This window comes from Nitrobacter sp. MLSD-S21 (genome assembly GCF_058809865.1).
On record NZ_JBXASZ010000002.1, the window covers coordinates 773,460 to 799,108 of the forward strand.

The following is a 25,649-nucleotide window of genomic DNA, read 5'->3' on the forward strand; positions in this document are numbered from 1 at the left end:
TCAGTCCCCCAGGACTGTCCCGGCCGCAGTGAGGCCGAGTTATCAATCCGCAGCGGGCCGTCTCGGCATTTCGGCCCAATGCGCGTAACCAAAAACTACTATGCCAGAAGAAATTACCGACCCGGCAACCGTCGAGGAGCCGATAGTCGAGACGCCGGCGCCGGAGCCAGTAAATCCGGATGAGCCCGAACCAGCAGCTGACCCCGCTCCTGGTCCCGAGCCGGAGGACGAACAGCCTCCCGTGCGCACTGACTGGCGCGCCGAGTACTTCAAGGGGAAGAAGCGCGGCACAATAGCGCCGGCCCAGCCGCAGACAGAAGACACTTCTCCTGCAGATGAGCTCCGCAGCGTCATCCGCGAGGAGCTGGAGCCGATAGCGCAGTCGTTCGCCAAGTCGAAAGACGAGGAGGAACTGCAGGCGACACTCTCCAAGTACCCCGACGCGAAGAAGATGGAAAAGACGGTCCGCCGGTACATGGAAAGCCCCGCCTACGCGCAGGTCCCGGTCGACACGATCGTCCGCTCCCTGCTCTACGGCAAGGAAGCCGCGAAGCAGAAGGCCGACGACGAGGCGCGCGGCACCCGCCTGGGAGGCCATACGCGCCGGCCGGCCGAGACGAAGACGAAGTCCGCTTGGGACCTGACCGATGAGGAATTCAACAAGTCCGTCACCAAGGTCATGAGCGGCAGCACGCAGTAACTTACAAGCTCATTTAGCCACTAACTTGAACACCACCACCACCGTCCCCGATGCCGTAGGATCGTACTACGACCGCAAGATGCTCACCAAGGCGCGGCCGCTGCTCGTCCACGGCAAGTGGGGGCAAGTGCGCGACATCCCGCGCAACAGCACCGACAGCATCCGTTTCCGCAGGTACTCGCTCCTCGCGCCCGACGCGACCCCTCTCGTCGAGGGCGTCACGCCGACGCTCGACACGCTCTCGGTGACCAACATCGACGCGACCGTGCAGCAATACGGCCGCGGCTTCCTGCTCACCGACAAGCTCGTGTTCACGACGCTCGATCCCATCCTCATGGAGGTCGCCGACATCCTGGGCGAGAACGCCGCGAACACGCTCGACCAGATCACCCGCGACGAGCTCGCGACCACCACGACCATCCAGTACGCCTCGACCGCGACCCAGAACAGCGAGGTCACCTCGGCCATGAAGATCACCAAGGCAGAGGTCCAGGAGGCCGTGCGCACGCTCAAGAACAACAACGCCAAGAAGCTCACCTCCATGGTGAGCGCCTCCGACGGATACAACACGTCGCCGCTCGACGCCGCCTTCATCGGCATCGTGCATCCCAACACCACGTTCGACCTGAAGAACATCAGCGGCTTCATCCCGGTCGAGCAGTACGGCCAGCGCGCGGCGATGCCGGGCGAGGTGGGCTCCCTCGACGAGGTCCGCTTCATCGAGACCACCAATGCCAAGGTGTACGCGGACGCGGGCAACGGCGGCATTGACGTGTACGGCACGCTCATCATGGCGGCCGACTTCTACGCCATCTCCCGCATCGCGGGCGAGGCGATGAAGAACATCGTCGAGGGCCCCGGCGGCAACTCCGACCCGTTCCGCCAGCGCCAGACTTCCGCATGGAAGGCGACGTTCGTGGCCACCATCCTCAACGACGCGTTCGGCCTCTCGCTGCGCCACGCGGTCTCGTAATATTCGCTAACGCACTAAACATGGCTAAACCCAAGAAAACCCAGGCTTCGCTTGACGAGGAGAAGGTCGACGAGAAGGTAGAGGATACCGAGGCAGAGGCCCCCGAAGCCGAGGAGGCCGAGCCCAGCGAGGACGAGAAGGCCTCGCTCGAGGAGCTTTCGCCGAAGGCCCGCCCGGGCACTCCTGACGCCGGCCTCTCGCCTATCCCGCTGGGCAGCAAGGCCCGCGCGATGAAGGACAAGCTAGCCAAGCAGCCCAAGGTCAAGGTCTTCATCCCGCTCGCGGCGGGGGAGAAGCAGGGCGTCACCCAGTCCGTCGTCCTCAACGGCTATCCCATGTACATCCGCAAGGGCACGTACGTCGACGTGCCGCAGTCCGTGGCCGAGGTGCTCGAGGTCAAGCTCAGGCACAAGATGACCGTGGACAGCCACCCGAACCGCATCACCGGCGAGGGCGACGTTCCGATGACCCGCTACGGCAATTAGCAGATAACCCGATTACCCATGACCATCACAGCATCCCAGCTCAACAGCGACGGCATCGTGCATCGCGCGTCCGGCAGCTTCATCACTGATGCGACCGCGGCGGCCGTGACGCTGACGCTCGGCTTCACCCCGCGCTACTTCGTGTGGGAGAACGCGACCGACCGCATCAAGTACGAGTGGTACGACGGCGCGGCCAACGGCACGACCATCAAGACGGTCGCCGCCGGCACCCGCACGCTCGACACCAGCGACGCCGCCATCTCCGTGTCCGGCGGCACCGTCACCATCTCGGCGACCGCCGCAGTCCAGAGCAAGCAGTGCCGCTGGATAGCGACCGCCTAGTACTGCCCTCACTCAGTCCCTCTGCCCTGCGGGACTGGGATGGGCGCGGAAACAAAAACCAATCTATGAATGCCACCCAGCTCGCCAGCCTCATCAGAAGCAAAACCCGGACGACCTCCGACACCTTCTCCGACGCCGCCGTGCTTGTGCACGTCAATACGTTCAAGGACGAGATCGCCGGCCGCATCCAGCAGGAGCGGCAGGAGGCGTGGAATATCCCGGCGACGTTCGACCTCGAGGCCGGAAAGCGCGAGTACGCCTTCCCCGACGACGTGCTCAACAGCATCGTGTCGCTCGAGCTCAAGTTCTCTTCCGACGGCGACTACGTGCGGGCGCGCGCGGTGCAGGCGCCCGCCGATTTTGCGCTAAACGAGGCCGAAATCGCCGGGTACCACTCAAACGCCGCGCCCTGGTATTTCGTGCGCCGCAGGGCCGTATACGTCCTCTCAGGGGCCATTGCGGCGGTCACCGCGGGCGGAAGGCTGGTCTACAACGCCTTCCCGGCCGATTTGTCCGACCTTTCCGGCACGACCGACCTCTCCGTCGACCCCTCGACCACCACGCACGGCTTCCCGCGCGAATTCCACGAGCTCCTGGCTCGCCGCGTATCGATCGAGTTCAAGGACATCAACGGCATGCAGCTGAGCACCAAGGAGCTGGCATACGACCAGGACCTCGAACGCAAGCTCGACGAGTTCTCGACCGCCGACCTAAGCGCCGTCTTCACCGCGTCAGTGCCGGGCGGCTCAACGATGGGCGGCGAGGGCTTCGACTACTGACCTATGACCGCCTTCACCAAGATAGCCAAAGCCGCTGCCGCCTACGTCAAGGCGGGCTTCAGGAGCTTCCTGCTCAAGGAGGACGGCGCGTATCTGCTCCTGGAGACCGGCAGCAGGATCATCTTCACCGAGACGAGCGGAGGCAAGACGGAGACCGCTTACACGAAGACACCCAAATGATTTATGGCCGATAAAAGGATAAGCCAACTCACCACCCTTGCGCCCGTTGCGAACGGCGACTGGGTCGCGGTCGTCGACGTGTCCGACACGACGGACGGCCCGAACGGCACCACCAAGAAGGCGGCGCGCTCCGAATTCAAGGGCGACAAGGGAGACACCGGCGAAAAAGGGGATACGGGAAACACAGGCGCGACAGGCAACGACGGCGCCGATGGAGCGGACGGCGCGAGCGCTTACGTCTACATCGCCTACGCGAGCGACGGCAGCGGCACCGGCTTCACGACGACGTTCAACCCGGGCCTCGACTACATCGCGGTGCTCTCGACGGAAACTGAAATCGCTTCTCCAGAAGCTTCCGACTTCGCCGGCTTATGGAAGAACTACAAGGGCGCGACCGGAGCAACGGGACCCACTGGCGCGCCCGCTTCTGTCTACACCGAAAGGCCGACCGGCCTAGTCGACGGCAGCAACGCCGAGTACGGGACCGAGCATGATATAAACGTAATATACGCATTCGCGATCAACGGGCAGTTCATCCACCCCGGGGACTACAGCGTAGTAGGCAGCAGCATCACGTTCACAACGCCGCTCCCAGTCGAATTATCAGGTCTCCCTTTCACTATCATCTATGCGTAAAGCACTTCTGGTCATCGCTCTCTCGCTTCTGTTGCCGTTATCCGCACACGCTGTCGCCGTCCTTACCGTCCCGCAGGGCGGCACTGGAAGCGACGTAAAGCCGACGATCGGGCAATTGCTCGTCGGAAAGGCTAACGGGACCTATGCTGCCACAAGCACCGTTGCTGGACCTGTAACGGTAAAGGGAACGTCCACTCTCGCGACAACCACAGCTTCGATGCTCAACGGCGTCATTGTCGTGGATGGCGTCAACTACCCTCACACAAGCAGCGGCATTCAGCGCGCGATCGATAATTGCTCGTCCCTTACGGCGTCGGGCCAGTGCGGCGGGGTGCTGATATCGGCTGGTACATCAACGGTTAGCAGTTCGATAGTCTTGCGAAGCAACGTCGCAGTATCAGGCCAAGGGGACGCGACTGTCCTTGCCCTGAACAACTCCGTTAACCGGTCAGTGTTCGTCACTGCAACGACGACCATGACCGGACCTGTTTCAAATTTCTCTATTCACGATCTGAAGATCGACGGGAACAAAGCCAACAATGTTACTGGTGGCGTCAGTGCTATCCGCGTCGAGTGGGGCCAGTTTTTTAGCATCTACAACGTTCACACGACAAACGCTGTTGATCAGGGGATCGAAATCGTTTCAGGCGACGATCCGCCATCCACCAAGCTCTCAAACAATTTCGATATATACAACAACCTCACGGAGAACTCGGGCCGAAACGGCATCTACGTTGGCTACAACAGCCACGACTACCGCATTCGTGACAACACCTCGACCTACAACGGCTCTCTTACCGAGGGCTACGGCATAATGGACGGCGATTATGATACGTACAACGGGAGCATCACCAACAATTACCTAGCTCACAACGCCCTCTATGGCATAGGCCTCGGAGGCCACAATAAGATTGTCGAATTTAATCGCACTGAAGCAAATGGAGATGCCGGCATACGGCTATCGTCAGGCAGTGACGCGTTCGGCATTTATAGGGCCACGAATATCGGGATACGGCACAACAGCTCGGTCAGCGACGCCGGCACAAGCATACGTATCGCAGGCTTTATTGACGGCCTCGATGTGTCTCAAAACTTCAGCTACTTCTCTGGGCGCCACGGCATTTCCACTGAGCCTAGCGGCGGATACCGACCATCGAATATAACGTTGTTTGGAAATTACATTGCGACATCCACGGAAAAAGGCATTTCGCTTGATAGCGATTACACCTTTTTGGACGGAAACACGATCAACGGCGCGGGCAGTTACGGTATTTACGTCGCTACCTCGTCGACGAACTCGAACGTTCGAAACACGGTTGGCCGCAATAATGCTGGGTTACTCATCTACGATGCTGGCTCCAATTCGACCTACTTCGGTAATCAAATCGATCAGGTGAACACTATCAACGGCAGTCTTGCGATTAAGCTGCTATCCGGCGTTGGCTCTGGTCTGACTTTCAGCGACGAAAATTCGTATGGGAGGGTACAGACGTTCAACTTGAAGCCCCTTGTCCTCAACGCCCTGGGAAACAACGTCGGAATTGGAGCAACTACGTCGCCGGGCTCCATCTTCTCAATACATAACGTGGCCAACTTCACCACCGGAACGACGTCATTTTACGGAACAGGCATCAACATCCCGGCTAACCAATGCTATGCCGTGAATGGCACCTGCCTTAGCCAAAACAGCGGGACCGTGACATCGGTGTCTGCAACCGTACCGGGTTTTCTGTCCATAACCGGTTCTCCGGTTACCAGTTCTGGCACGCTTGCCATTAGTTACAGTGGCACGGCGCTTCCAATAGCCAACGGAGGAACTGCGACCACGACGCAAGTCCTTAACGGTGTTAATTTCTACGACGGCACTAAAATCACGTCGGGTACAAAACTCACCTTCAACGGCACGACCTTGGGAAATAGCGGAGGCCAGCTTCTCCTCCAGACAAGCGGCGGCAGCGCTGCGCTTACCATCACTGATAGTGGGAGCTACGGCGAGCTTCAGACCTTCAATTCAAAACCGCTCGTTCTGAATAGGCAAGGAAACAACGTCGGCATCGGCACAAGCTCGCCCTTCTCCATCTTCCATGTGACTTCAGGCGCGAGCGCGACCACCACCGTCACCATCGGTAGCATCGGCCTCACCAGCTCGAAGGGCTGCGTGAACATGAACCGCTCCGACGGCGGGCCGGGCAGCTTCTACCTCAATCCGTCAGGCGTGATGGTCAGCGAGGCGAATTACTGTCGATAGGGGCTATCGCCTCACGATACCTATGGCGGCACTCTTCCCTAACGGCATCAAAGGGCTCAGCGACTCCAAATGGAGCGGGGTTCTTGGAAGCGCATTCAGGCTTGTCGGCATAGACATCCATTCCGCGCCCGGCCTCATCAGGGTCCGCCAGAAGCTCACCAAGAATTCCGGCGCCACCGTCGACGAGCTGTGCAGGCAGAGGATCGCGGTATCCGACGGCTCGACGCTGTGGTTCTCCGCGGAGAGCGGCAAGGTGTGGCGCGAGCTTGACGGCGCGTGGACGCTCAAGCACACGACCGCGCCGACGAGCGGGGAGGCCAAGTGCCTCGGCGCGCACGAGTTCGAGCACTGGATCTACTGGGCGACCGAAAAGCACGTCCACAGAATCCATGTAGACGACCTCGACGGAGACTGGGCCAATTTCGCCCAGGACAATTATGCCGCCTTCGCCAGCGGCGACGACGAAGCCCACCCGATGCTGGAGCAGAACCTCGACCTCTTCATCGGGGACAGGACCGTCATCTCGAAGATCGCCGCGCCCACGACGGCTGACGCGAACCCGAGCGGGACGCTTACGACCGAGCTCAGCGTCCCGGTGAAATGGATGTCAGTAGGCCTGCTCATCAATCCCTCGGACCGGGCCTTTCCCACGGTCACGGCTTCCGTGCGCGCGGCCTATCCTGAGGCCGCCACGTACAGCTTCGATTCCCTCGTCGTCGGAGGCGGCGGCGGAGGAGGCGCGCGCCTAAGCGGCGACTACGGCGGCGGCGGCGGAGCCGGCGGCCTCATCGAGACCTCCCATGCCGGCGTCGCCGAGGGCAGCTACGCGGTCATCGTTGGCGCCGGCGGCGCGGGCAATACCGGCAGCACGGCCGGCGCCAGCGGCGGTTCGTCCTCGCTCGGCGGCCTTGTCACTGCCCTGGGCGGCGGAGGCGGCGGCGGAGGGAACGGCTTCGGGCTGGACGGAGCTTCGGGCGGCGGCGGAGGAGGAAGGAGGGCCGGCGGAAGCGGGACGGCGGGACAGGGAAATGACGGCGGCGACTCTCCCGGCGGCACGCCCGCCGGCAGCGGCGGAGGCGGCGCGGGCTCGATCGGAGGCAACGGCTCCGGAGGCAGCAGCGGCGGCGGCGGGTTGGGCGTATCCAGCGCCATCTCGGGCGCGGCGGTCACCTATGCCAGCGGCGGCGGGGGCGGCAATAGCGGGAGCATCGGCGCAGACGCGAATGCCAACACCGGCGACGGCGGCTCCGGCGGGGGAGGATTTAGCGTCGCCGACGGCGGAGACGGCGGGTCCGGCATCGTGATCGTCTCCTATCCGACCGGAAGCATGACCGCGACCGGCGGCACGGTCACTACGGCGGGCGGCAACACGATCCACACCTTCACCACCGACGGCACGTTCGCCATCGCCCGCTCCACCCTCACGAAGTCGCTCACCATCCCTGCGGGACACGCGAAGGCGCTATTCGTCATAGCCGCGCACTACAACAGCACCGCCGTATCGGGGGCCGCCTTCGACGGGGACGCGCTGACGCTTCACGCCTCGGGCGGCGCCATCATCGGCGGCACGCCCATGCGGTACTCGATCTACAAGCTGGTCAATCCCGATGCGAAGACTGGCGACGTCACGGTGACGTGGGACGATCCGACCTCGGATATGCTCTTCCACGCTTTCGCATGCGACGGCGTCGACCAGGCTGCGCCCAGCCCGGGCAGCCAGAACAACAGCGGGACTTCGGCGACGGCAAGCGTCACGCTCGATTCTACGGCAGACTTCCAGCTCCGGGTCGCGCTGCTGATGTCGGAAGCCGCCGTCTACACGGCCGACGACACGGCGACCACGATGCAGACCGGCGCCAACAGCTTCGGCAATGACGCCACCAAGTACCGCGGCACCTCTACCTCCGGCACGCTGGTGGACACGACGTTCAATATCAAGGACCCCGAGCGCATCACGACGCTCATCGACTTCGACGTGGACGCGCTCGTCGGCACGAGGGTCGAGGGCCGCAACCTCGCGCGCGTGCTGCGCTGGGACACGGCGAGCCCGAGCTGGTCCGCGCAAGACGCGGTGGAGGAGAACGGCGTCAGCGCGTTCATACGCGACGACAACTACGTCTATGCCCTTACGGGAGAGTTCGGGAAGCTGTTCTTCTACAACGGCGAGCAGCTACTCCCCTACGCGCGCATCCCCGGCGAGTGGTCGCCGACCAGGCGGGCCACCATCCATCAAGGCGCGGTCGCGACGCACATGGGCGTGCCGGTGTTCGGCCTTTCCAACCTCGCCGGCGACCCCGCGCTCCAGGGAGTCTACTCCTTCGGCTCCTACAGCAAGGACTATCCGAAGATGCTCGACCTCTCCTTCCCTATCTCGTCGGGCGAGCTCGAGGGCGTGGAGGTAGGCGCGGTTCTCGCCAAGGGCGCCGACCTCTACGTGGCATGGAAGGACGCGAACGGAGCTGGCGTCGACAGACTCGATTACTCCGCCAAGTACCCGTCCGCCTACATCGAGACGATGATGCTCTCGGCTGCGAAGGAGCGCGGCATCCTCAAGACGGCGCTTGAAGTGTGCGCGTACTACGCCTCCCTGCCCGCGAGCACCGGCATCACGTTCGGCTGCAAGAAGAAGTACGAGGCCGACTACGCGACGCTTGCGCACGTTACCGACGCAAAGCTGTGCGCTGTCAAAGCGAAGGCGAGCATCCCCGAAGTCGCGAACCTGCAATTGCGGTTCGGCTTCACGGTGAACGGCAACGACGCACCGGAGGTAGAGGATTTCGATTACGAGCTAGCGCCGCTGAAAAAGTAATATGGCCACCAGGGAGAACAAGCCGGTCGACACCAGGATCAAGCAGACGCGCCGGGGCTACGCGGTCCCGCGCCGCATCCGCGAGCTGCGCATCGGCCCCGGCAACGAGGTCGGAGGCTGGAGCATCGACGAGGGCGGCGCGTTCACTTCCGATCCCGACGCCAACGGCTTCCGCATCGTGCTCGACAGCGCCAACGGCAAGATATCATTCGACGGCGGCGTATTCATCCATAACACCGCAACCCCCTTCAGCGGCACCGGCGGCATGGCGATCGAGCACGGCGACGGCGTCGTGATGCTGGACGTGTCGGGCGACGGCGACGGGCTGGGAAGCCAGCAGGTTCTCCTGCGCAACGCCGACAGCAGCGTCTACGTCGGCATACTGCGCGACCTCTTGGGCGACACGCGCATCATCATGGGCGGCCTGCCGACATCGGATGCGGGCCTCTCTTCGGGAACAATCTGGAATGACGGGGGCACGCTGAAGATCGCCTAGAAAACAAGTGCTACTATGAGACCAACCGCCATGACACTCGCGACAACCATCCAGCCGAAGTCAGCCCAGTGCAGCGTCGAAACCTCGCGCTCGAATGCGTACTTATTCATGCCGGGAGCCTACCATTTCTAGCTATTTATGGCAAAGCTGAGCATCATTACCGACCCGGTCACCAAGCAGCAGTTCTCGCGCGACACCGACATCGCCGGCTCGGTTTACGCTCCGTACTCGGCTCCTGCCGCGGCCGCTCCGCAAGCAGCAGCGCCTCTTGCTGCTCCCGTTGCAGCGCCGATTGCGCCCTTAGCAGCGCCCACGCAAACCCCCATGGTGCCCACTATCAACGGCGCTCCGCCCGCGCCCGGCGCCGCGCCGGCACAGATTGTTGACCCTAAGCAGCTGGCAGCGGGAGCGAACCAGGAGGCTTTGAGCCTCTACACGCAGACCAAAGACCAAGACATAGACATCCGCCAGAGCCAGAAGGTCATCCGTGACCTGACCGCCAAGATTACTGGCGACGCGGCAACGCCGCCTCCCCGGCCGCCGTCGATGATGGAGATGTTCACGCAGCAGCGCCAGCAGCTCGGCCTCGAGCCTTTGGAGACCCAGCTCTCCAGCATCGACAGCGAGATCGACCGCATCAATACCGGCGCGTTCACCGATGCCGACCGCGCGAGCGACCAGCCGCTGAGCATGCGTGCCATCGGCAACAGGCAGGGCGCCATCGGCCGCGAGGCGCAGCGCCAGGTCGCCCTCTTGCAGGTCGAGCGCTCCGCTGTAGCGCGGCAAGTCGCCAACAAGACCGCGACATTGCAGATGGTGATGGACTTCACCCAGCAGGACTTTACGAACGCTTCGCAGGCTTATGGCCAGGAGTTCGACCGCAACGTTCAGACGCTCAATCTCCTCAATGCCCAGCAGGACAGGGAGGAAACGGCGCAGGACAAGCTCCAGCAGAACGCGACCGCGAACCTCCAGACCATTTGGAACACGATGAAGGACAGCGGCGCGTCGTTCGAAGCGCTCAGCGACGCCCAGCGAAACTCCATCAGCCAGATGGAGATGCAGGCGGGATTGCCGGTCGGCTTCTTCCAGAGCCTCCCCGCCTTCGTGCCGGAGCAGAAGATACTGAGCACCACCACGCGCGACAGCGGCGGCATCAAGTACGCGGACGTGCTCGTGCAGGACCCGAAGACCCAGGCCATCAGCGTCCAGACCCTGCGGCTCGGAGGCGTGAGCAGCGGATCATCGGGCGGCGGCTCGGCATCGAGCCCGCTCGCCGACGCGGTGATGTCGAACCCGGAGCTGTTCAACCAGCTCACCCCGACGCAGAAGGGCGCCCTCGCCCCCGTCCTGGCCGCGCGCGGCTTCAATGCCTTCGGCAAGCCGCTGTCCGACACCGCCATCTCCGCTATCAATCAGACCGACACGGCAGTGTCCGCGCTCAACGAGCTCAAGGCCAAGATCGAGGGCCATGCCGACCAGCTCGGGCCGATCACCGGCTTCGCGGCGCTCAATCCGTGGTCGGACGCGCGCAAGCTCCAGGCCGACGTTGACCGCGTGCGCCAGACGGTCGGAAAGGCGCTCGAAGGCGGCGTGCTGCGGAAAGAAGACGAGGACAAGTACAAGAAGATACTGGCGACGCTCAACGACACGCCGGAGACCGCCGTCTACAAGATCGACGCCCTCATCGGCAGCCTCCAGGGCAACATCGAGAACTACAAGGCGCTCCAGGCCAGCAACGGCCGCACCGACCTCTCGCAGCCGTCATCGTCACCGGAAGACCTGAGGGCCAAATACAACTACTAACATGCTACCCGAAGACAAGCGCGCGCGGCTCGACGACATCGTTCGGAAGATGGTCGCGGCCAAAGAGCCGGATTCGAACATCCGGTTCGTCGTGGACGATTTCAAGAAGAAGCATTCAGCGGCCGCGCCCGCGGCTGTAACAAATTCCGCTGCCGCGAAGCCAGGCTCTCTCGTGATGGGCCACGTTGTAGCCGGCGCCCAGAAGCCGAGCGTCGGCACCTTTTTCTCCAATCTGGGGCAGGCCGCCAAGGATGCCGGGGGCTTCCTCACCGGCGCAGAGCAAGGTTTGGGCGGCGAGATAGCGGCCGGCATGCCGTCATCGGTAACCGGCGAAGACATGCTCAACAAGGCGAACCAGGATTTGGCCGCATCGGACCTCAATTTCATCAAGACGATCAGGCAGAGGCAGGCGGCCGGGCAGCCGATCACGGCGTCCCAAAAGGCGATGTACGAGCATATCCTCCAGAGCAGCTCGTCAGTCGGCACGCAGACCGACCTGCTGCCCCATGCCGCCGACACGAACGCTCAAGCGCTTGGAAACGTAGCGGGCGTAGCGGCAGACCTCCTGACTGCTGGCAATTACAGCGCGGGGGCGCGTGGTGCTACCTCATTCGCCCGCTATACCGCAGAGCCCGTAAAGCAAGTCGCCAAGCAGACGCTCTCACAGATAGGCAAGCAGACCGCCGCGCGCTCGGCCGCAGGAGCCGCTACGGGCTACGCCTATGACGTGAGCGGCAACCTTCAGAAAGGCAAGACCGGAGCGGAAGCATTCGCGCCGGGAGCCGGCACGGCCGCCGGCGCCCTCGTACCGATAGGCATCGGCGGAATTCGCGCGGGCATCGCGGTCTCCAAGCAGCAGGCGCCGCGCTTCATCAACAGCCTCATCAAGCCGAAGACAGCTGACTTCTCCTACGGCAAGGACCCGGGCCGCACGGTCGCCGAGCTCGGCATCACCGGCAACAGCCTGAGCGACTTCGGCAGGAATATCTCGGCCGCGAAGAATGACGTTGTAGGAGCCCAGATCGGCGCGATCTACGAGCTTCCCCAGAACAGCTCGCTCCGCATCAACGCGAATCCCGCGATAGGGAAGATCGACGAGGCTATGGCCCAGGCGGCAAAGGGCGGAAAGCAGAACCAGGGGATCGTCACCCAGCTCTCCAATATCAGGGACGCTTTGCTGTACGAGCACGGCATCAATGATGAGGGGATCATCACGAGGACCGGCGAGGCGTCGCGGGACCTTTCCGCCCTGTCCCCTCGCGAGGCGCAGGATCTTATCGGGCATGTCGCGGAGCAGACCCGGTTCACGGGCAACCCCAGCGACGACAAGACGGTGAACTCGACGCTCAAGCAGGTGTACGGCGCGATACGCGAAGCGATCACCGAGAAGGTCGCGCCCAACAGCCCGGAGATAGAGAAGCTCAACCAGCAGTACGCCGACCTCACGTCGGCGGAGATCGCCGTGCGCAACCGCGACAAGATAGTGCAGCGCTCCAACCTCGTGAGCCTGCCGTCAGGGGGCGCGGCGGCGACCGGCGCGATCGTGACGGCGATCGCGACCGGCGGCGCGGCGATACCCGCCATCCTGGGCGGCGCGAGCGCTTACGCGGTGGAGAAGGCGTTCGAGTCCACGGCCGTAAAGAGCCGCGTCGCGGCGTGGCTCGGCAAACAGTCGTCGGGATCGATCAGCGCCCTCCTCCGGAAGAATCCGAACCTCGGCCCGGTGCTCAATCGCGCCTTCCCCGCCGTCATGAGCAAGCTGACGCAGCGGGCCGTGCAATAATGAGCGTATGGCCGAACTCCGCGAGCTAACCGAATACCAGACCGACCACGACCTGCTCGTGACGCTCAACGAGCGCATGCGCAACTTCGGCGCAGACATCAAGACGCTCACCGAGGCGGCGCAGACCAAGAACGAGGACCATGAGAAGCGGCTGCGGGTCCTCGAGCAGGCGACCAGCGACATGCAGTCTTCGGCGCGGACGTGGCGGTTCGCCGGCTCGATCGCGTTCAGCATCCTCGGCGTCGTCCTCACCATCCTCGGGCTCGTACTCGCTTTCTTTCACTAACATGTACCTCAAAATTTATTGGCCGATGAAGCCGTACGTTATAACCCAGCGATGGGGCGCCGTAACCGACGCGTATTCCCATCAGTTTAACGACCCTAACTTCAAGCGGCATAACGGCGTCGACGCGAACGTCGGGCGCTCGGGCCCTGTATCGTATCAGACGCAGTTTCCCATCTACTGCCCGGTCGAGGGCTTCCGGGTCGAGAGCGTTTCATTTGAAAAGAACGGCGGCGGCAACCAGGTATCGCTCGTCTCCATCGACCCGGTCTACGTGGGCGGCATGCTCTGCTACGCGCGCATCTGGCTCTGCCACGGCAAGAAGGTGCTCGTGAAGGAGAACTACCGCCCGAAGCTCGGCGAAGTGATCATGATCGGAAACAATACCGGCTTCTCGACCGGGCCGCACACCCACATGGGCCTCTACCGCATCGACGGCTCCGGCTACAAGCTCGACAGCAACGACGCGACCGGCAGCACCGACCCCGCCCTCTACTTCGCAAGGGAGTACGCGCTCGACAAGGCAAGCGTGCCGCTGCTCATCGCCAACGGCCTGCGCCTCGCGAAGTACTACCTGGCCGGCCTCTAGGCCGTGCTACGCTTTCAGGAGGAGCGTCCCGCGCTTCGATTACCCGTAAGCAACTTTCATCATGACTATCATCATCGGCGCCGCAGTCTCTCTCCTGGTGCAGTGGATCAAGCAGAAGACGACAAACCAGCTTGAGACGCTCATCGTCCTGCTCGCCATCAGCCTCGGCGCTGCCGGGCTCTACTGCGCGCTGGTCGCCGTAGGCTATTGGGAGACCGTCGCAAACGTGCTCGTCATCGCCGGCGCATTCTACGCCTTCGTCATCCAGCGGTTCGAGAGCGGGTCCTAAACGGCCCGCCAAACGCCCTATAATGCGTTCTAACGCACGAACCCCCCTGCCGACGGGGGTATCTGCGTTTCGGTCGCCAAAGCCCGATTTTAGCGCCCCGCGCGGCGGCGCGGAACCATTCCACCCATGCGACGTTGAGTCGCCGTTTTGATCACCGGGAGACGAAAATGGGACGCGGACTTCTGCTCTGGCTTATCGGCGTGCCGATACCCGTAATCCTTCTTCTCTGGCTGTTCTTCGGCCGCTAGCTTGCGACCCTTGAGCAGGGGACATTTCTTATGAAGCCCAGGTCTCGTGCGAAGCAGACAAAATCGCTTCAGGAGCGGCTTGCGGAGTTCGCAGCGGACGCCCGCAAAGAGGCCGCCGATCTGCCGGAGGGCGCCGAGCGCGAAAAAGTGCTCAAGGCGGTGAAGCGGGCCGAGGCGGCCTCGGCTATCGAAGCGTTGGCACGCTCGCCCCGAGGGGAGCCAAAATGACCGGCGAAAGCTATCGGGCGTACCTGATCGGCGACGACGGTCGCGTAGCGGGATTCGACAAGATGAGCTGCCGCGACGACGCGGAAGCGATCAGGAAAGCGGGCCGTATCGCCGACGGAAGGAATTTTGAAGTCTGGAGCGGCGCGAGGCTGGTCAAAGCTGTTCGGCACGGCGGCCGGCAAAAAGCGGCCCCGCCGCCCGAGCATAACGGCGGAGGAGAAATAGCATGGTAACCGAAGAGAGAGAGACGAGCACATTGATCGGCAGCGATAAGGTCGAGGGCACCGCCGTCTTCGGCGCCAACGACGAGAGGATCGGGTCGATCGAGCGCGTCATGATCGAGAAGACTAGCGGCAAGGTATCCTACGCCGTTCTCGGCTTCGGCGGATTCCTCGGCATCGGCAACGACCATTACCCGCTTCCCTGGGAGAGCCTGAAATACGACACGGCGCTCGGCGGCTATCGCACGGCCATCACGCTGGAGCAGCTTAACGGCGCGCCTAAGTATTCGGCCGATTCGGACTGGAACTGGTCTGATCAGACCCGCATAAGGTCAGTCAATGACTACTACGGCGTCCGCGCTACCTAGGTCCCGATTGTCCGCTCCGCGCTGAGATGCAGTCACCGCCAATTCTCAGCTGAAGAATGCAGCGCAAAGCTCGTCGAGGGGCCTTACAACGATGGACCGCGCCTACATATTAGGGCGACGGGGCCCTCTCCCCCAAGAGGCCCCGGCACGGTCCCGCAGCTTTTGCCCCAAAGCCCCCCGCGGGACCGTGCACCCCAAGGCCAGGCTCAGGAAGAACCAAATTACGTCGGAACGATGAACGAGAACTGCCCGATCTGCCGCGGCCTCGGCTGGGTGTGCGAGCGCCATCCCGACAGTCCCTACGATCCCGAGATAGGCTGCGCATGCGGCTACGGGGCGCCGTGCGAGTGCAACGACAGCAACCCGCCCGATACGCGGCACGTGGCCGTGGTCGTCGAAGCGTTGCCCGCCGCTATCAGCTTCATGATTCGATAAGCATGATCCGTTCCGACTGACGACACCCGGAAGGGCGGATAATATGATTGGCCTCGGATTCGAATCAAAAGAGGGAGCACTTTAGATGATTAAAATGCCTGCGCTCGCGGCGAGCATTGCTCTGCTGCTCGGCACCTACAGCATCGCGGTTTGCCAGGAAGTGAAACACGACACGGCAGATCAGAGCATGGCCTCGGATAAGAGTATGGCTTCGATAAGCAACGCCACGGTCCCTATTACCGATGAGGGCCTGCAGAGGCTGGGAGTGAAGAATCTCAAAGGGAACGACGTTGCCAAGATGGCGACTATCGTGAACCTGCTGAGTGTCGCCCGGCGCGGCGGCGGCGGAGGTGGCGGACGGCTCAACTATACATGCGAGTCCACGACGAATGCCTGCACATGCACCGGCTGGCTCGACTGCGTCCTCGCCACCGATGAATGCAGGACGCCTCCCGTAAATTCAGACGGCACTATCTGCAGCGGCGCCGCTCCCTGCACCTGCACCTGGCATTAGGGCTGCGTCCTGGGCGGAGCCGTTCGACAGCGGCCCGCCTTCGACGTTTCAAGGACGCGCTTGGCACTAGCCCCACTTTTACCTCTGATACCCTCAGACGCAGCGAGTGAAGCAGCAGCAGGCTTCAGTATGTATCCACATTCCCAGTCTGCTCCCTTTCCGATGCTGTTCAGATGGCAGGGCAAGAGTGGTCAACTTGTTTTCCCTGCTTTCGCAACAGAACCTGAAACGGCTTGAGCGGCGGCGGCGAAAAATTGCTGAGAGGGAGAGCCGCAGTGGTTTTAAGCAGTCTTGGCTTGCCCGTACATCAGTCAGCTCCACTGATGCCAATAGGTTGGGCGTTACGGCACCTGACCAATCTCCCCCTCACAACAATCTTTCAAAGAGCTGCCTGTTTACGCGCTGTGTGGTTTACATCCGTTGAGCGGAGCGGATGGCCCGGGAAGGCGGAATTGGCGCACAACGAATTAGAGCCGCCCCAACTCAAAGGGTACGGCTCGTATTCGGTATATGTCCGCCGAGAATGGCGCATGTAAATCCTACCACATCGGTCGGGTGCACAGGCGCAATCGTCATTCTCGATTTCTCCATATACCCCCCAATTGTAGCACGCGGGGAAATCGTGCAACTACTGCGCGGGGATAACTCGGGATCTGCGATGAATACCGTGTTTTGGGTGGGACTGGTGCTGGGCGGCTTATTGAGCATTCCGCTTTCGATTGCGGCGAACCTATGGACCGACCGCGTTCGCGATTACCTCGACAAGCGCCGCAATATGAGCCTCAGCAAAAGGAAGTCGAAGGAGATGCGAAAATATCTATTCGCGCGAGCGTTAATGGAAGACAATCCAGGAGCAAAAATCCTGTTAGAAATCGATATTTCGAATGCCACGAGAAATCAGATCCTCGCCGTACTTTTTCTCGGGTTCGCAGCACTGTCGTTGCTCACGTACATTGCCGTACCAACGGTGCAGGTTTATGCGGAGCATTTCAAACTCTTCACTTTAACCGCTATAATCGCGAGCGCTTTTTGCCATTCGTTGTGCATGGTCAGTTTTCGCGAGCAGCAGCAAATCCAACGCAGGATACGCCGCTTTTCTGACTACGAAAAAAGCATCCGCGCGAAGTGGGGCGATGACGCAATCGAGGAGTTTTTGGCGACGCAGAACGAAGACAAGCCGCGGTTATGATTTTTAAGTCTGTTGAACCGCCATAGCAAAAAGCCGCCCGTGTTAGGCGGCCTTTGCGTGCCCCGGTTTCCCATTAGTCCGACGAGGCCGCTTTTGCCCTGTTTGGTGCCTAGATCTGAATAGCATCCTCGCCCAAGCCGTCCGCGTCATCTCGCCCTGCTATCTCGTTCTCTGCCTCCTCATCAGCCGCCATCTCGGCAGCGACGCGGGCGGGACGGTTGGCGCGCGGTCCGCCTGCCATGTTCTCCGCGTGCTTGGCGCGTCCCTGCCACTCGACGCTCGAGAACATCTTGGACTTGATGAACTCCGGCAGCGCCTCGATCTCCTCGGCCTCCGCCGTGTTCACGTCGATCATCCGCTTCTCGTTGACGGGGGCGGGAGCGGCCATGCCCTTGGGAAGCGGCGACGCGCCCGCGATGTTGGCGTAGACGCTGCCGTTCTTCTCGTCATGCACGACGTTGAGAAGGCACTCCTGCCCGAGCAGGCTCTCGAAGTCGAAGTTGTCCGCCTCCTTGTCGAAGAGCGGCGCCCCTATCATGCCCTCGACGAACGGGCGGAGCTTTGACTTGGCGTGCATCGAGAAGCCGAACTCGCGCGACACGGACCACGGGCGCGGCTCGTCGCCCTCCTTGAACGCCTTGCGCTCGTTGGAGAGCTCAAAAGTGAGCCGTATCTTGTCCGAGGACTTCGTCTCGCCCATGTACTCGAAGTCGTTCGTGCCGATGTGGATTATCTGGTAGAGCCGGGCGACGTGGTTGCCCTTGGGTGCGGGCTCGCTGCTTTTCCCCTTCGGTGCTGTCAGTGCCATAGATTTATTTCATTATCGGATAGCTCATAATGTCCCGCTCGAGCGCCCGCACCTCGTCGCGCGCGAGCATGTATCGGGCGCGGGCGGCCTTGGCCCTGAGCGAGTGCTTGGTCGCTTTCGCGCTCTCCTCGACGAATGCCGAGAAAGCCTCATCGCGCGCGGTGCGCGCGGCTGCTAATTCGTTCTGCATATTTGCTTCCGCCAGCTCCACCGCCACCACTCACGAGCAATGGCGGCAGAACAAGCGGCGTGAGTTACTTTGTAATCTGCTATCGACCTATCCCTATCCTACCATGGAGCGTTGAGCGCGTGGGGCGCGTTATCCACACACCCAACACTGAGCAGCCCGCCGCATGCTATGCTTAGGGCATGGCTAAAGAAACGTACGGGCACATTCGCATTTACAAGAAGGAGCACGGCATCCTGCGCCGCCTGGCGTTCCGCAAGGGCACCACGATTGCAGAAGTTATCCGCTCACTCATCAAAGGTGTATGAACGAGTACAAAATCGTAATCGTCCGAGACGGCCAGACTATCCACGAGCAGGAAGCGGACTCTGACCAGGTAATCGAGTTCATTCTAGCCCAGCGCGCACTAGAGCAAACCGTGACTATCGAGGTGCCGACTCCGCAGGCCAAAGAAAGGGTGCCTACTCCGCCGCGGTCGACCAAGGGCAAGGGGGGATGTGACGAGTGCGGATCGACTACCCGGCACCGATCTGGTTGCTCGCATGCAAAGTCGACGCCGAAAAAGCTGGATCAGAAAATGAAAGGCACGCCCGAGTGGCAGGCGCTGGGTGAAGTGACCGAGCCTTCTAAGAAGATGTCACGCATGACATTCGGCCGTGTGAAAATCAGCCAGTCGCATGACATCCCGGTGGATGCGATAGCGCGCAACATCGACGAGCCGGAGAGCGAGATTGAGAAGGCCTTCGAGGCCGTGACCTACGACGAATACCTCAAGCTATGACCCGCCTCTGCCTCACCTGCAAAAGACAAACAGAGCAGACGCTGGAGCCCTACTCGCCCGGCATGAAGCAGTGGTGGTGCCACGAGCACGGCAGCGCGGCCTGGATAAGGGCTTCGGACTAGTTGCAGACTAGGCCGCGGTGGTCTGAACGCGGAAATTGGTGTATATCGCCTTCATGGAAGAGCACCATCGCAAGTGCAAGTGCGGGGCCGTCTACCGCCGCACCGAGTCAATGGCTCCGAAGCGGCAGACGGACAGCTTCGAGTGCGCCTTATGCGGCGAGACGATGGAAAGCTGGAATACGGCTTGGGTGCCGGCTTATCGGCTCATCATCGGGTCTTCGGGCAAGCCCGATTAGTATGGAAGCGGAACTCTCGAGTCTTCGCCGCGTTCTTCGCACTTCACTAGGAGTGACTAGCGATGGCCAAGGCAGCTAAGAAGCAATCAACACGCGGTCGCAACCAGGACCGGGCCCGCGTGGCCGGCGGGCAGGACTACGAGGTCGGCTACGCGGCGAAGAAGTCCGGCAAGTCCGCCAGAGCGGTGAAGAAGGCCGTGAAGAAGGTCGGCATCAGCCGCAAGAAGGTCGAGACCGCGCTTAAGGGAGGCTAGTCCGGGCCGCTAGGAGTTCGCGCTTCTCGTGGTGAAGGATAATCATTGCTCTCGACTTCCGATTCGTCAAAAAAGTGGGACCGCTCCGGGGGCGACGGAACTTGTGCATGCTCGCGGAAAGAGATTATGAAGAGTGCTTCAATGTCTTCAGCCGAGCGCTCTGATGAAATGTCCACACTGTTCTACCGCGATACATCAGAGCTGGTGCGAGACTAGTATCCGCTTTCACCCTAACAAGGAATCGCGTTGGCGCATCCGGTACATGGACTGCCCGCAGTGCAGCGAACCGATCATGCGCTTAGGACAGACCGAAATTCGGAATGGCGCGGGAGGGGTTTTTGATTGGAATCAAGTTCATCCAATCGGATCGAGAAGACCGCCAGCGCCTAAAGCTGTCCCGAAAGATATTGCGGACGACTACAACGAAGCAGCCATCGTGCTGTCTTTGAGCGCCAAGGCTTCCGCGGCTCTGTCCCGACGATGCCTTCAGTCCGTTCTCCACGGAGCCGGCTATCTGCAAAAAGATTTATCAAAACAGATCGATGCCGCCTTGGCCGAAACAGACACCACTAAAGCTCTTCCATCCGGCGTGCATACTATTGTTGACACTATAAGAAATTTTGGGAATTTCTCCGCGCACAAGATTACGGATCAGACTTCCCTTCAAGTTATTGATGTCGAGCCGCACGAGGCAGAGTTTTGCCTCGACGTGCTCGATTCCGTCTTCGACCATTATTACGTCAAGCCGGCGCTGGCCGCGGCCATAAAAGCGGCCTTGGACGCGAAATTGGCCGCGGCCAGGAAACCACCCGTGAAATAGAGGGTTGGTCGAACGGGTACCAACCTGGGTACGCTTCCGCGCGACAGTCGCGCTTCTCTCATACTTTCAATGGGGTATGGAATCTGTGTGGTGCCGCCCCTGGCACCATTTCATCAAAGAAAATCAATGAGTTCGAACTGGCCGTATCGCCCATCGTGGTGATGTACCGTCGCTGCGTACGGTATGGGTGCTAGTAGAGTGCTCGAATGGTGCAATGACGAGCACAAACATCAACGAGAGTTGGGCCGACCAGGTTTTTCCTTCCAAGTAGGAAACGATCTGCGATGACCAATTCGATGTGGCTCAGAGCGGTTCTTGGCTTCCTCGTTGCCCCGATAACGCCACGTCTGCTGGCAGCGATTCTCGCGGCACCGTTTCGCATCGAAGCAATCGGCTTTGATCTCCGAGAATTGTCTGAAGCGGCGTGGATAATCGGCCTCTCCGCAGTGCTTGGATATCCGATCACCGTTGTTTTTGGGGTGCCTTTATTCATCTTTCTTAGGTCGCGCGACTGGAATGGTTAGCCGGTTTACGTGGCCGCCGGAGCGCTTCTGGGGCTCGTGATTTATGTAGTACGTGCTGCTCCCCGAGTACTCATCAAACGGTTCGTGGGGATTAACGACGAAATTTTTGAACACTGCGGCGGTCCAAATTCCATTGGTGATGATCTGCGGAACAGTGACTGCCTTGTTCTTCTGGCTCATCGCACGCCCTGACCGCAGCGGCCTTGTGACAGGGCAATAGTCATATCGGATACAGCGACTCGGCAGAATGAGCGTTGACCCGCCTGATTGGAGTCGGCGCAGATGCGTCGTAGTCGGGGATCGGCGGTCGGTCTAGCGATGGCGGTGCCATGATGAACATCGAACCTGATGAAACGATGCTGATTGGTCAGTGGGTGTTGAAGGATGGCCGCCTCGTCGCTGATGATGTCAACATGCGGATCGTGGCGCTTACCAAATCGCATCTTCTTGAGATCGGGCGCGATGCAAGCGGGTGGCTCACTCTCTATCGCGATCCCAATGATGGAAGGCTCTGGGAACTCGATTATCCGCAGAGCGAACTTCACGGTGGAGGACCAACCTCGTTTGCGAGCGATATCGCCCGAAGAAGCGCGCCAGAAATTTCGTCGAAACTTAGGACCAAATAGCCCGTTTTTAGCAATCGCGAAATGAGCGATTGAAGAGGATGATTCTCCGAACGTGTTTGGCCGGGACTTTGCGCATTCCTACGTTCAGATACGTTGGGAATGACGCAACGGTTGCCGTAAGTCCTCAGGGAAACATGGTAACGAGCTGGGCGACAAAGCCGAGTCGTGGGGAAATCCTGCGACGCTTGCTCGACATTTCGCGGATCACAGAGCTGATTTTCAAATGTGACTTGCGTGCGCCCTAGCTTCCCCGAACCCTGCCATCAATCTTTAAGCATTAGGAAAGTATATCAGGCTATCGTCAAACTTGGTGCTACATGACACGACGGACTGGGCTTCTTATCGCAGCGTTGCTTGCCTGCGTTCCGCTTAATTTTTCAGCGGCCGAAGAAACGGATAGTTCTGGCCTCATCTCTGATAAGGTCAAGTCCGACTATCAACGCCCGGCAAAGATCCCATTTCCGGACAGCAATCCCTACACTCCCGCCAAGGCTGATCTTGGCAGGATGCTGTTCTTCGATCCCATTCTTTCAGGATCGCGCAAGATCTCCTGTGCGTCATGTCATGACCCGTCGAAATCATGGGCAGACGGCTTGCCGCAGGCGGTCGGCGAAGACCCGGCGGGGCTTAAGATTCGTACGCCCACATTAATTGACATCGCGTTCGTTGATATTCTTGGCTGGGATGGAAAATTTCCGGATCTCGAGTCGGTGGCCTTCAAGCCATTGGTGAGTCCGCAGATCATGGACATCACAGAACGTGAACTGGTGCGACGCTTGCGCCACGCGCCGAGATATGTTGCCGCCTTTAACGCCGCCTTCGGGAAAGGCGCTATCACACGAACCAGAATTGAGAAGGCGTTGGGAATCTACCAACGCACCATCGTCGCCGGTGAAGCACCGTTCGATCGCTGGATTGCGGGCGACGAGACGGCCATTTCTACCGAAGCCAAGCGCGGGTTCGCGCTGTTCAACGGCAAAGCCCATTGCTCGCACTGCCACAGCGGCCCATCGTTCACTGATGGATCCTTTCAGGACATTGGTACTGCGACCGGCGCCGATATTGGAAGGGGCCGAATTTTTCCGAAATCAGAGATGCTGCGCTACGCCTTCAAGACTCCGACGTTACGCAACGTCGCGAAGCGTGCACCCTACATGCACGATGGCTCGATTCCGACTTTGGAAGGCGTGATCGAGTTATACAATAGAGGCGGCATCGATCGACCTAGCCGCTCGCCTTCCATTGAACCACTCTCGCTGACGGAAGCCGATAAGAAGGCGCTCATTGAATTTCTACAAACATTGACCGCCGACTCGCCTAGTGCGCGGCTATCTGGACCCACTCAATAAATCCATCGCGAAAAATCTGCCTCGTTCGATCACGCGGCCAAATGCGATAGCAAAGCGCCTAAAAGACCGAAGCCGGCAAAAAGCGATATACCCGCGCAGGTCTCCAGTGTTTCCAAATGGACGGTGTGTCTATCCGCAGCCCACGCCAGTACAACCCCGGCCAAAATAGCCGCGACACTCAATAGGACAAACATCCCAATCTCCGCCTCTCGCTTACATAAACGATAGGTCAAAAAAATTGATATCTCGTGGTTCCAATACCTAAAATTTGAAAGAGAAGCGCCGCTGAATGGGGACTCATTGATTGAAATAAAGGCGACTGTAGCTGCAGTACAGATTGCTGAGAAGACGATGCGCGCGGAATGCGTCGTAGCGGATGGCAACCCGGATGATGCGCCAATCTTTGAGACGGCCGAGTCGATCCTATGTCGTTGACGATAGAGACGATCTTCGGTCGGCGATCAGACTTGTGGCCCGCGCCCTTGTGGTACTCATCCGACCTTCGCTCAGTTTGCGTCGCAGACAGCATACTCATCACACGAATAGATTGGCCATCAGAGTTCCCCAATCGCAGACTCCTCGAAACTCCTACAAATTAGTAGGTCCCTAACCCGAGTTCCGCGCGGGTTTTGTCCAATTTTAACCATGCTAAATGGCATGCCTTCCAAACTATTCAATTTGCAGTATAGTAAATAAATTCCCAACACGTTCTGGTTAATTGCCTGGATTGCGCGATGAACGGCTACCTTCAGCGGAGCATCCCCGTCCTGAGAAACTCGTCTCTTGTCCTCGCCCGGTGTCTCCTCGCCTTGCTGTTCGCCGTGACGAGCACTGCCAGTGCCAGCGCCCATGTGAAATGGTTCTGCGCTTACGATGTCGCGGGCCAGCCACTGGAACTCTCCAACGTGCTGTGCCAGGACTTCGAAATCCTAATCTTCATTGCCGCGGTCGGACTTCTTGCCGGTTGCTTTCTCGAGAAGACGCCTCTCGGTGAAGCGATGTTACGGTCAATGGATCGCGTCACCATTGGAATACGCCTCCATACTGAGGAAATGGTGCGTGCGTTCTGCTTCTTTTTCTTCATCGGTGTTTGGACGCTGGGTGGCATCCTGTTAACGCCAGAATTGACCAGCAAATCGCTGCTCCTCCCTCCCCTGCAGTTCACAATCGCGATTTGCCTATTGTGGAGGCGGACTTTGCCGATCTCCGCGCTCGGCATCGTCATCTTGTTCGGCATGGCGATACACGACTACGGAATGTTCCATTTGGCGGACTACCCAATCTTTCTGGGCATCGCAGCATATCTTGCTTTGAGGGGACTTCAGAAGAAGTTCTTCGGGATCGAGCCGATTGATATCATGCGCTATGCGACAGCGGTGACTCTGATGTGGGCGTCCGTTGAAAAATGGGCCTATCCTCAGTGGAGTTATCCGATCTTCATCACGCATCCGAGCATTACTTTCGGGTTTGATCCCGCGTTCTATATGCGTGCTGCTGGCGCCGTTGAGTTCGTATTGGCATTTGCGTTGCTCTGGACGCCGCTGGTCCGGCGCTGCGCAGCGGCAATTCTCGCCGGTATGTTCATCGCTGCTTGCCTGGAATTTGGAAAAATAGACACCATCGGGCATTCCGGCATCATTGCGGTGCTGTTCGCAGTGCTTGCCGATGACCGCCGGGTAGAGAACGACCGGCGTGTTCCACTCGCCGCTCCGGCCGGGTTCTGCGCTGCACTTGCCGCAACGCTGTTTGCCTACTACGTCGGCCACGCAGCGCTGTTCAATACGACGGTTTTGTAACCCCGGGCGGGCCAGCAAACAAACTCAGTTCACCTTCACCGTCAGCTTCATTTTTGGATGGATCCCGCACCGCACCGTAAAGCTGCCCGCGACCGGAAAGACAACGGTGAATGAGGTGCCCGGCTTCTGATCGTTCGAATCGAACGAGAACGTTGGGGAGGTGAGATAAGCGTGGTGAAGAAGATCGCCATCGTCGTTGATAAAGCGCAAAGCCTCGCCGCGGTTAATGGCAATATGGCCTGGCTGAAATTCACGATTTTTCTGTGAAATTTGATAAGGGCTGGCAGCTAATGCACCGCCGGCGAGCAAACCACCTAACACTGCTAACAAAACATGCGTATCACTCCGTCTTAGAAGGATCGAAATCCATCTGAGCACATGCATTCCGTTGCTCCGTCAGACCTTCATGCGCGAACTGTAAATTAGAACGATTCGATGCACTAACTGGTTACCATAATCCAGAAGTACCTTTACTCAACACCGGCCGTAAAGATTATATCGCTATTCCGATGAGTGATGTCACCTTCGAATGCCCTTATCGCCAG

32 protein-coding genes are annotated in these 25,649 nt (G+C 60.1%); 29 read left to right on the forward strand and 3 right to left on the reverse strand.

The window, feature by feature from the left end; all coding sequences use genetic code 11:
- Positions 1-100: 100 nt before the first annotated feature.
- From AC1RT6_RS09585 to AC1RT6_RS09685, 21 genes are all read left to right on the forward strand, one after another.
- Positions 101-700 (forward strand): hypothetical protein, encoded by a 600-nt coding sequence (locus AC1RT6_RS09585; RefSeq protein ID WP_472791136.1) that lies wholly within the window; start codon positions 101-103, stop codon positions 698-700.
- A gap of 25 nt (positions 701-725) precedes the next feature.
- A complete protein-coding gene (locus AC1RT6_RS09590; protein ID WP_472791135.1) occupies positions 726-1,673 on the forward strand; it encodes a N4-gp56 family major capsid protein in 948 nt (315 codons plus the stop codon).
- A gap of 20 nt (positions 1,674-1,693) precedes the next feature.
- Positions 1,694-2,158, forward strand: coding sequence for a hypothetical protein (locus AC1RT6_RS09595; protein ID WP_472791134.1), 465 nt, complete (start codon positions 1,694-1,696; stop codon positions 2,156-2,158).
- A gap of 18 nt (positions 2,159-2,176) precedes the next feature.
- Positions 2,177-2,500 (forward strand): hypothetical protein, encoded by a 324-nt coding sequence (locus tag AC1RT6_RS09600; RefSeq protein ID WP_472791133.1) that lies wholly within the window; start codon positions 2,177-2,179, stop codon positions 2,498-2,500.
- 65 nt (positions 2,501-2,565) lie between these two features.
- Positions 2,566-3,279, forward strand: a complete 714-nt coding sequence (locus tag AC1RT6_RS09605) for a phage adaptor protein (RefSeq protein WP_472791132.1) — start codon at positions 2,566-2,568, stop codon at positions 3,277-3,279.
- Between the two features lie 3 nt (positions 3,280-3,282).
- On the forward strand, positions 3,283-3,459 hold the full coding sequence (locus AC1RT6_RS09610) for a hypothetical protein (protein ID WP_472791131.1): 177 nt from the start codon (positions 3,283-3,285) through the stop codon (positions 3,457-3,459).
- A gap of 3 nt (positions 3,460-3,462) precedes the next feature.
- Positions 3,463-4,095, forward strand: coding sequence for a hypothetical protein (locus AC1RT6_RS09615; protein ID WP_472791130.1), 633 nt, complete (start codon positions 3,463-3,465; stop codon positions 4,093-4,095).
- Positions 4,088-6,343 (forward strand): beta strand repeat-containing protein, encoded by a 2,256-nt coding sequence (locus AC1RT6_RS09620; RefSeq protein ID WP_493029469.1) that lies wholly within the window; start codon positions 4,088-4,090, stop codon positions 6,341-6,343. The genes AC1RT6_RS09615 and AC1RT6_RS09620 overlap by 8 nt, the downstream gene beginning before the upstream one ends.
- Positions 6,344-6,365: 22 nt before the next feature.
- Complete coding sequence (locus tag AC1RT6_RS09625; RefSeq protein ID WP_493029470.1) at positions 6,366-9,152, forward strand: glycine-rich domain-containing protein; 2,787 nt, start codon at positions 6,366-6,368, stop codon at positions 9,150-9,152.
- A gap of 1 nt (position 9,153) precedes the next feature.
- Positions 9,154-9,648, forward strand: a complete 495-nt coding sequence (locus AC1RT6_RS09630) for a hypothetical protein (RefSeq protein ID WP_472791127.1) — start codon at positions 9,154-9,156, stop codon at positions 9,646-9,648.
- Between the two features lie 138 nt (positions 9,649-9,786).
- Positions 9,787-11,454, forward strand: coding sequence for a hypothetical protein (locus tag AC1RT6_RS09635; protein WP_472791126.1), 1,668 nt, complete (start codon positions 9,787-9,789; stop codon positions 11,452-11,454).
- A 1-nt stretch (position 11,455) separates the two neighbouring features.
- Positions 11,456-13,237 carry a hypothetical protein gene (locus tag AC1RT6_RS09640; RefSeq protein ID WP_493029471.1) on the forward strand — a complete coding sequence of 594 codons (1,782 nt, stop codon included), beginning with the start codon at positions 11,456-11,458 and terminating at the stop codon, positions 13,235-13,237.
- Between the two features lie 7 nt (positions 13,238-13,244).
- Positions 13,245-13,523 carry a hypothetical protein gene (locus AC1RT6_RS09645; protein ID WP_472791123.1) on the forward strand — a complete coding sequence of 93 codons (279 nt, stop codon included), beginning with the start codon at positions 13,245-13,247 and terminating at the stop codon, positions 13,521-13,523.
- A gap of 1 nt (position 13,524) precedes the next feature.
- Positions 13,525-14,109, forward strand: a complete 585-nt coding sequence (locus AC1RT6_RS09650; RefSeq protein WP_472791122.1) for a M23 family metallopeptidase — start codon at positions 13,525-13,527, stop codon at positions 14,107-14,109.
- 61 nt (positions 14,110-14,170) lie between these two features.
- Positions 14,171-14,398 (forward strand): hypothetical protein, encoded by a 228-nt coding sequence (locus AC1RT6_RS09655; protein ID WP_472791121.1) that lies wholly within the window; start codon positions 14,171-14,173, stop codon positions 14,396-14,398.
- A gap of 278 nt (positions 14,399-14,676) precedes the next feature.
- Positions 14,677-14,874: a hypothetical protein gene (locus AC1RT6_RS09660; protein WP_472791120.1), complete on the forward strand. Its 198-nt coding sequence runs from the start codon at positions 14,677-14,679 to the stop codon at positions 14,872-14,874.
- On the forward strand, positions 14,871-15,107 hold the full coding sequence (locus AC1RT6_RS09665; RefSeq protein ID WP_472791119.1) for a hypothetical protein: 237 nt from the start codon (positions 14,871-14,873) through the stop codon (positions 15,105-15,107). Before AC1RT6_RS09660 ends, AC1RT6_RS09665 begins: the two co-directional genes overlap by 4 nt.
- Positions 15,101-15,463 (forward strand): PRC-barrel domain-containing protein, encoded by a 363-nt coding sequence (locus tag AC1RT6_RS09670; protein ID WP_472791118.1) that lies wholly within the window; start codon positions 15,101-15,103, stop codon positions 15,461-15,463. The genes AC1RT6_RS09665 and AC1RT6_RS09670 overlap by 7 nt, the downstream gene beginning before the upstream one ends.
- Positions 15,464-15,697: 234 nt before the next feature.
- Positions 15,698-15,898 (forward strand): hypothetical protein, encoded by a 201-nt coding sequence (locus AC1RT6_RS09675; RefSeq protein ID WP_472791117.1) that lies wholly within the window; start codon positions 15,698-15,700, stop codon positions 15,896-15,898.
- An 85-nt stretch (positions 15,899-15,983) separates the two neighbouring features.
- Positions 15,984-16,412 carry a hypothetical protein gene (locus AC1RT6_RS09680; RefSeq protein ID WP_472791116.1) on the forward strand — a complete coding sequence of 143 codons (429 nt, stop codon included), beginning with the start codon at positions 15,984-15,986 and terminating at the stop codon, positions 16,410-16,412.
- Positions 16,413-17,070: 658 nt separating this feature from the next.
- Positions 17,071-17,601, forward strand: coding sequence for a hypothetical protein (locus AC1RT6_RS09685; protein WP_472791115.1), 531 nt, complete (start codon positions 17,071-17,073; stop codon positions 17,599-17,601).
- A gap of 109 nt (positions 17,602-17,710) precedes the next feature.
- On the opposite strand, the gene AC1RT6_RS09690 is transcribed toward AC1RT6_RS09685, so the two are convergent.
- The gene (locus AC1RT6_RS09690; protein ID WP_472791114.1) at positions 17,711-18,409 is read right to left on the reverse strand and encodes a phage replication initiation protein, NGO0469 family; all 699 of its coding nucleotides are present in this window, start codon (positions 18,407-18,409) and stop codon (positions 17,711-17,713) included.
- 4 nt (positions 18,410-18,413) lie between these two features.
- On the reverse strand, positions 18,414-18,599 hold the full coding sequence (locus AC1RT6_RS09695; protein ID WP_472791113.1) for a hypothetical protein: 186 nt from the start codon (positions 18,597-18,599) through the stop codon (positions 18,414-18,416).
- Between the two features lie 179 nt (positions 18,600-18,778).
- Between AC1RT6_RS09695 and AC1RT6_RS09700 the strand changes: the two genes are divergently transcribed.
- The 8 genes from AC1RT6_RS09700 to AC1RT6_RS09735 all read left to right on the forward strand — a co-directional run bounded on the left by AC1RT6_RS09700 (position 18,779) and on the right by AC1RT6_RS09735 (position 25,104).
- Positions 18,779-18,904 (forward strand): hypothetical protein, encoded by a 126-nt coding sequence (locus tag AC1RT6_RS09700; RefSeq protein WP_472791112.1) that lies wholly within the window; start codon positions 18,779-18,781, stop codon positions 18,902-18,904.
- A 269-nt stretch (positions 18,905-19,173) separates the two neighbouring features.
- Positions 19,174-19,377, forward strand: coding sequence for a hypothetical protein (locus AC1RT6_RS09705; protein WP_472791111.1), 204 nt, complete (start codon positions 19,174-19,176; stop codon positions 19,375-19,377).
- 420 nt (positions 19,378-19,797) lie between these two features.
- Positions 19,798-19,989 (forward strand): DUF3606 domain-containing protein, encoded by a 192-nt coding sequence (locus AC1RT6_RS09710; RefSeq protein WP_472791110.1) that lies wholly within the window; start codon positions 19,798-19,800, stop codon positions 19,987-19,989.
- Between the two features lie 292 nt (positions 19,990-20,281).
- Positions 20,282-20,809, forward strand: a complete 528-nt coding sequence (locus tag AC1RT6_RS09715) for a DUF4145 domain-containing protein (protein WP_472791109.1) — start codon at positions 20,282-20,284, stop codon at positions 20,807-20,809.
- Positions 20,810-21,093: 284 nt separating this feature from the next.
- Positions 21,094-21,333 (forward strand): hypothetical protein, encoded by a 240-nt coding sequence (locus tag AC1RT6_RS09720; protein ID WP_079445325.1) that lies wholly within the window; start codon positions 21,094-21,096, stop codon positions 21,331-21,333.
- Between the two features lie 329 nt (positions 21,334-21,662).
- Entirely contained in the window at positions 21,663-21,959 is a 297-nt protein-coding gene (locus AC1RT6_RS09725; protein ID WP_079445324.1) for an Imm27 family immunity protein, read from the forward strand.
- Between the two features lie 317 nt (positions 21,960-22,276).
- Positions 22,277-23,308 carry a cytochrome-c peroxidase gene (locus AC1RT6_RS09730; protein WP_079445323.1) on the forward strand — a complete coding sequence of 344 codons (1,032 nt, stop codon included), beginning with the start codon at positions 22,277-22,279 and terminating at the stop codon, positions 23,306-23,308.
- 734 nt (positions 23,309-24,042) lie between these two features.
- Positions 24,043-25,104, forward strand: a complete 1,062-nt coding sequence (locus AC1RT6_RS09735) for a hypothetical protein (protein ID WP_087881089.1) — start codon at positions 24,043-24,045, stop codon at positions 25,102-25,104.
- Between the two features lie 24 nt (positions 25,105-25,128).
- Here AC1RT6_RS09735 and AC1RT6_RS09740 read toward each other — a convergent pair whose 3' ends face one another.
- Positions 25,129-25,488, reverse strand: coding sequence for a cupredoxin domain-containing protein (locus AC1RT6_RS09740; RefSeq protein WP_079445322.1), 360 nt, complete (start codon positions 25,486-25,488; stop codon positions 25,129-25,131).
- Positions 25,489-25,649: the final 161 nt, after the last annotated feature.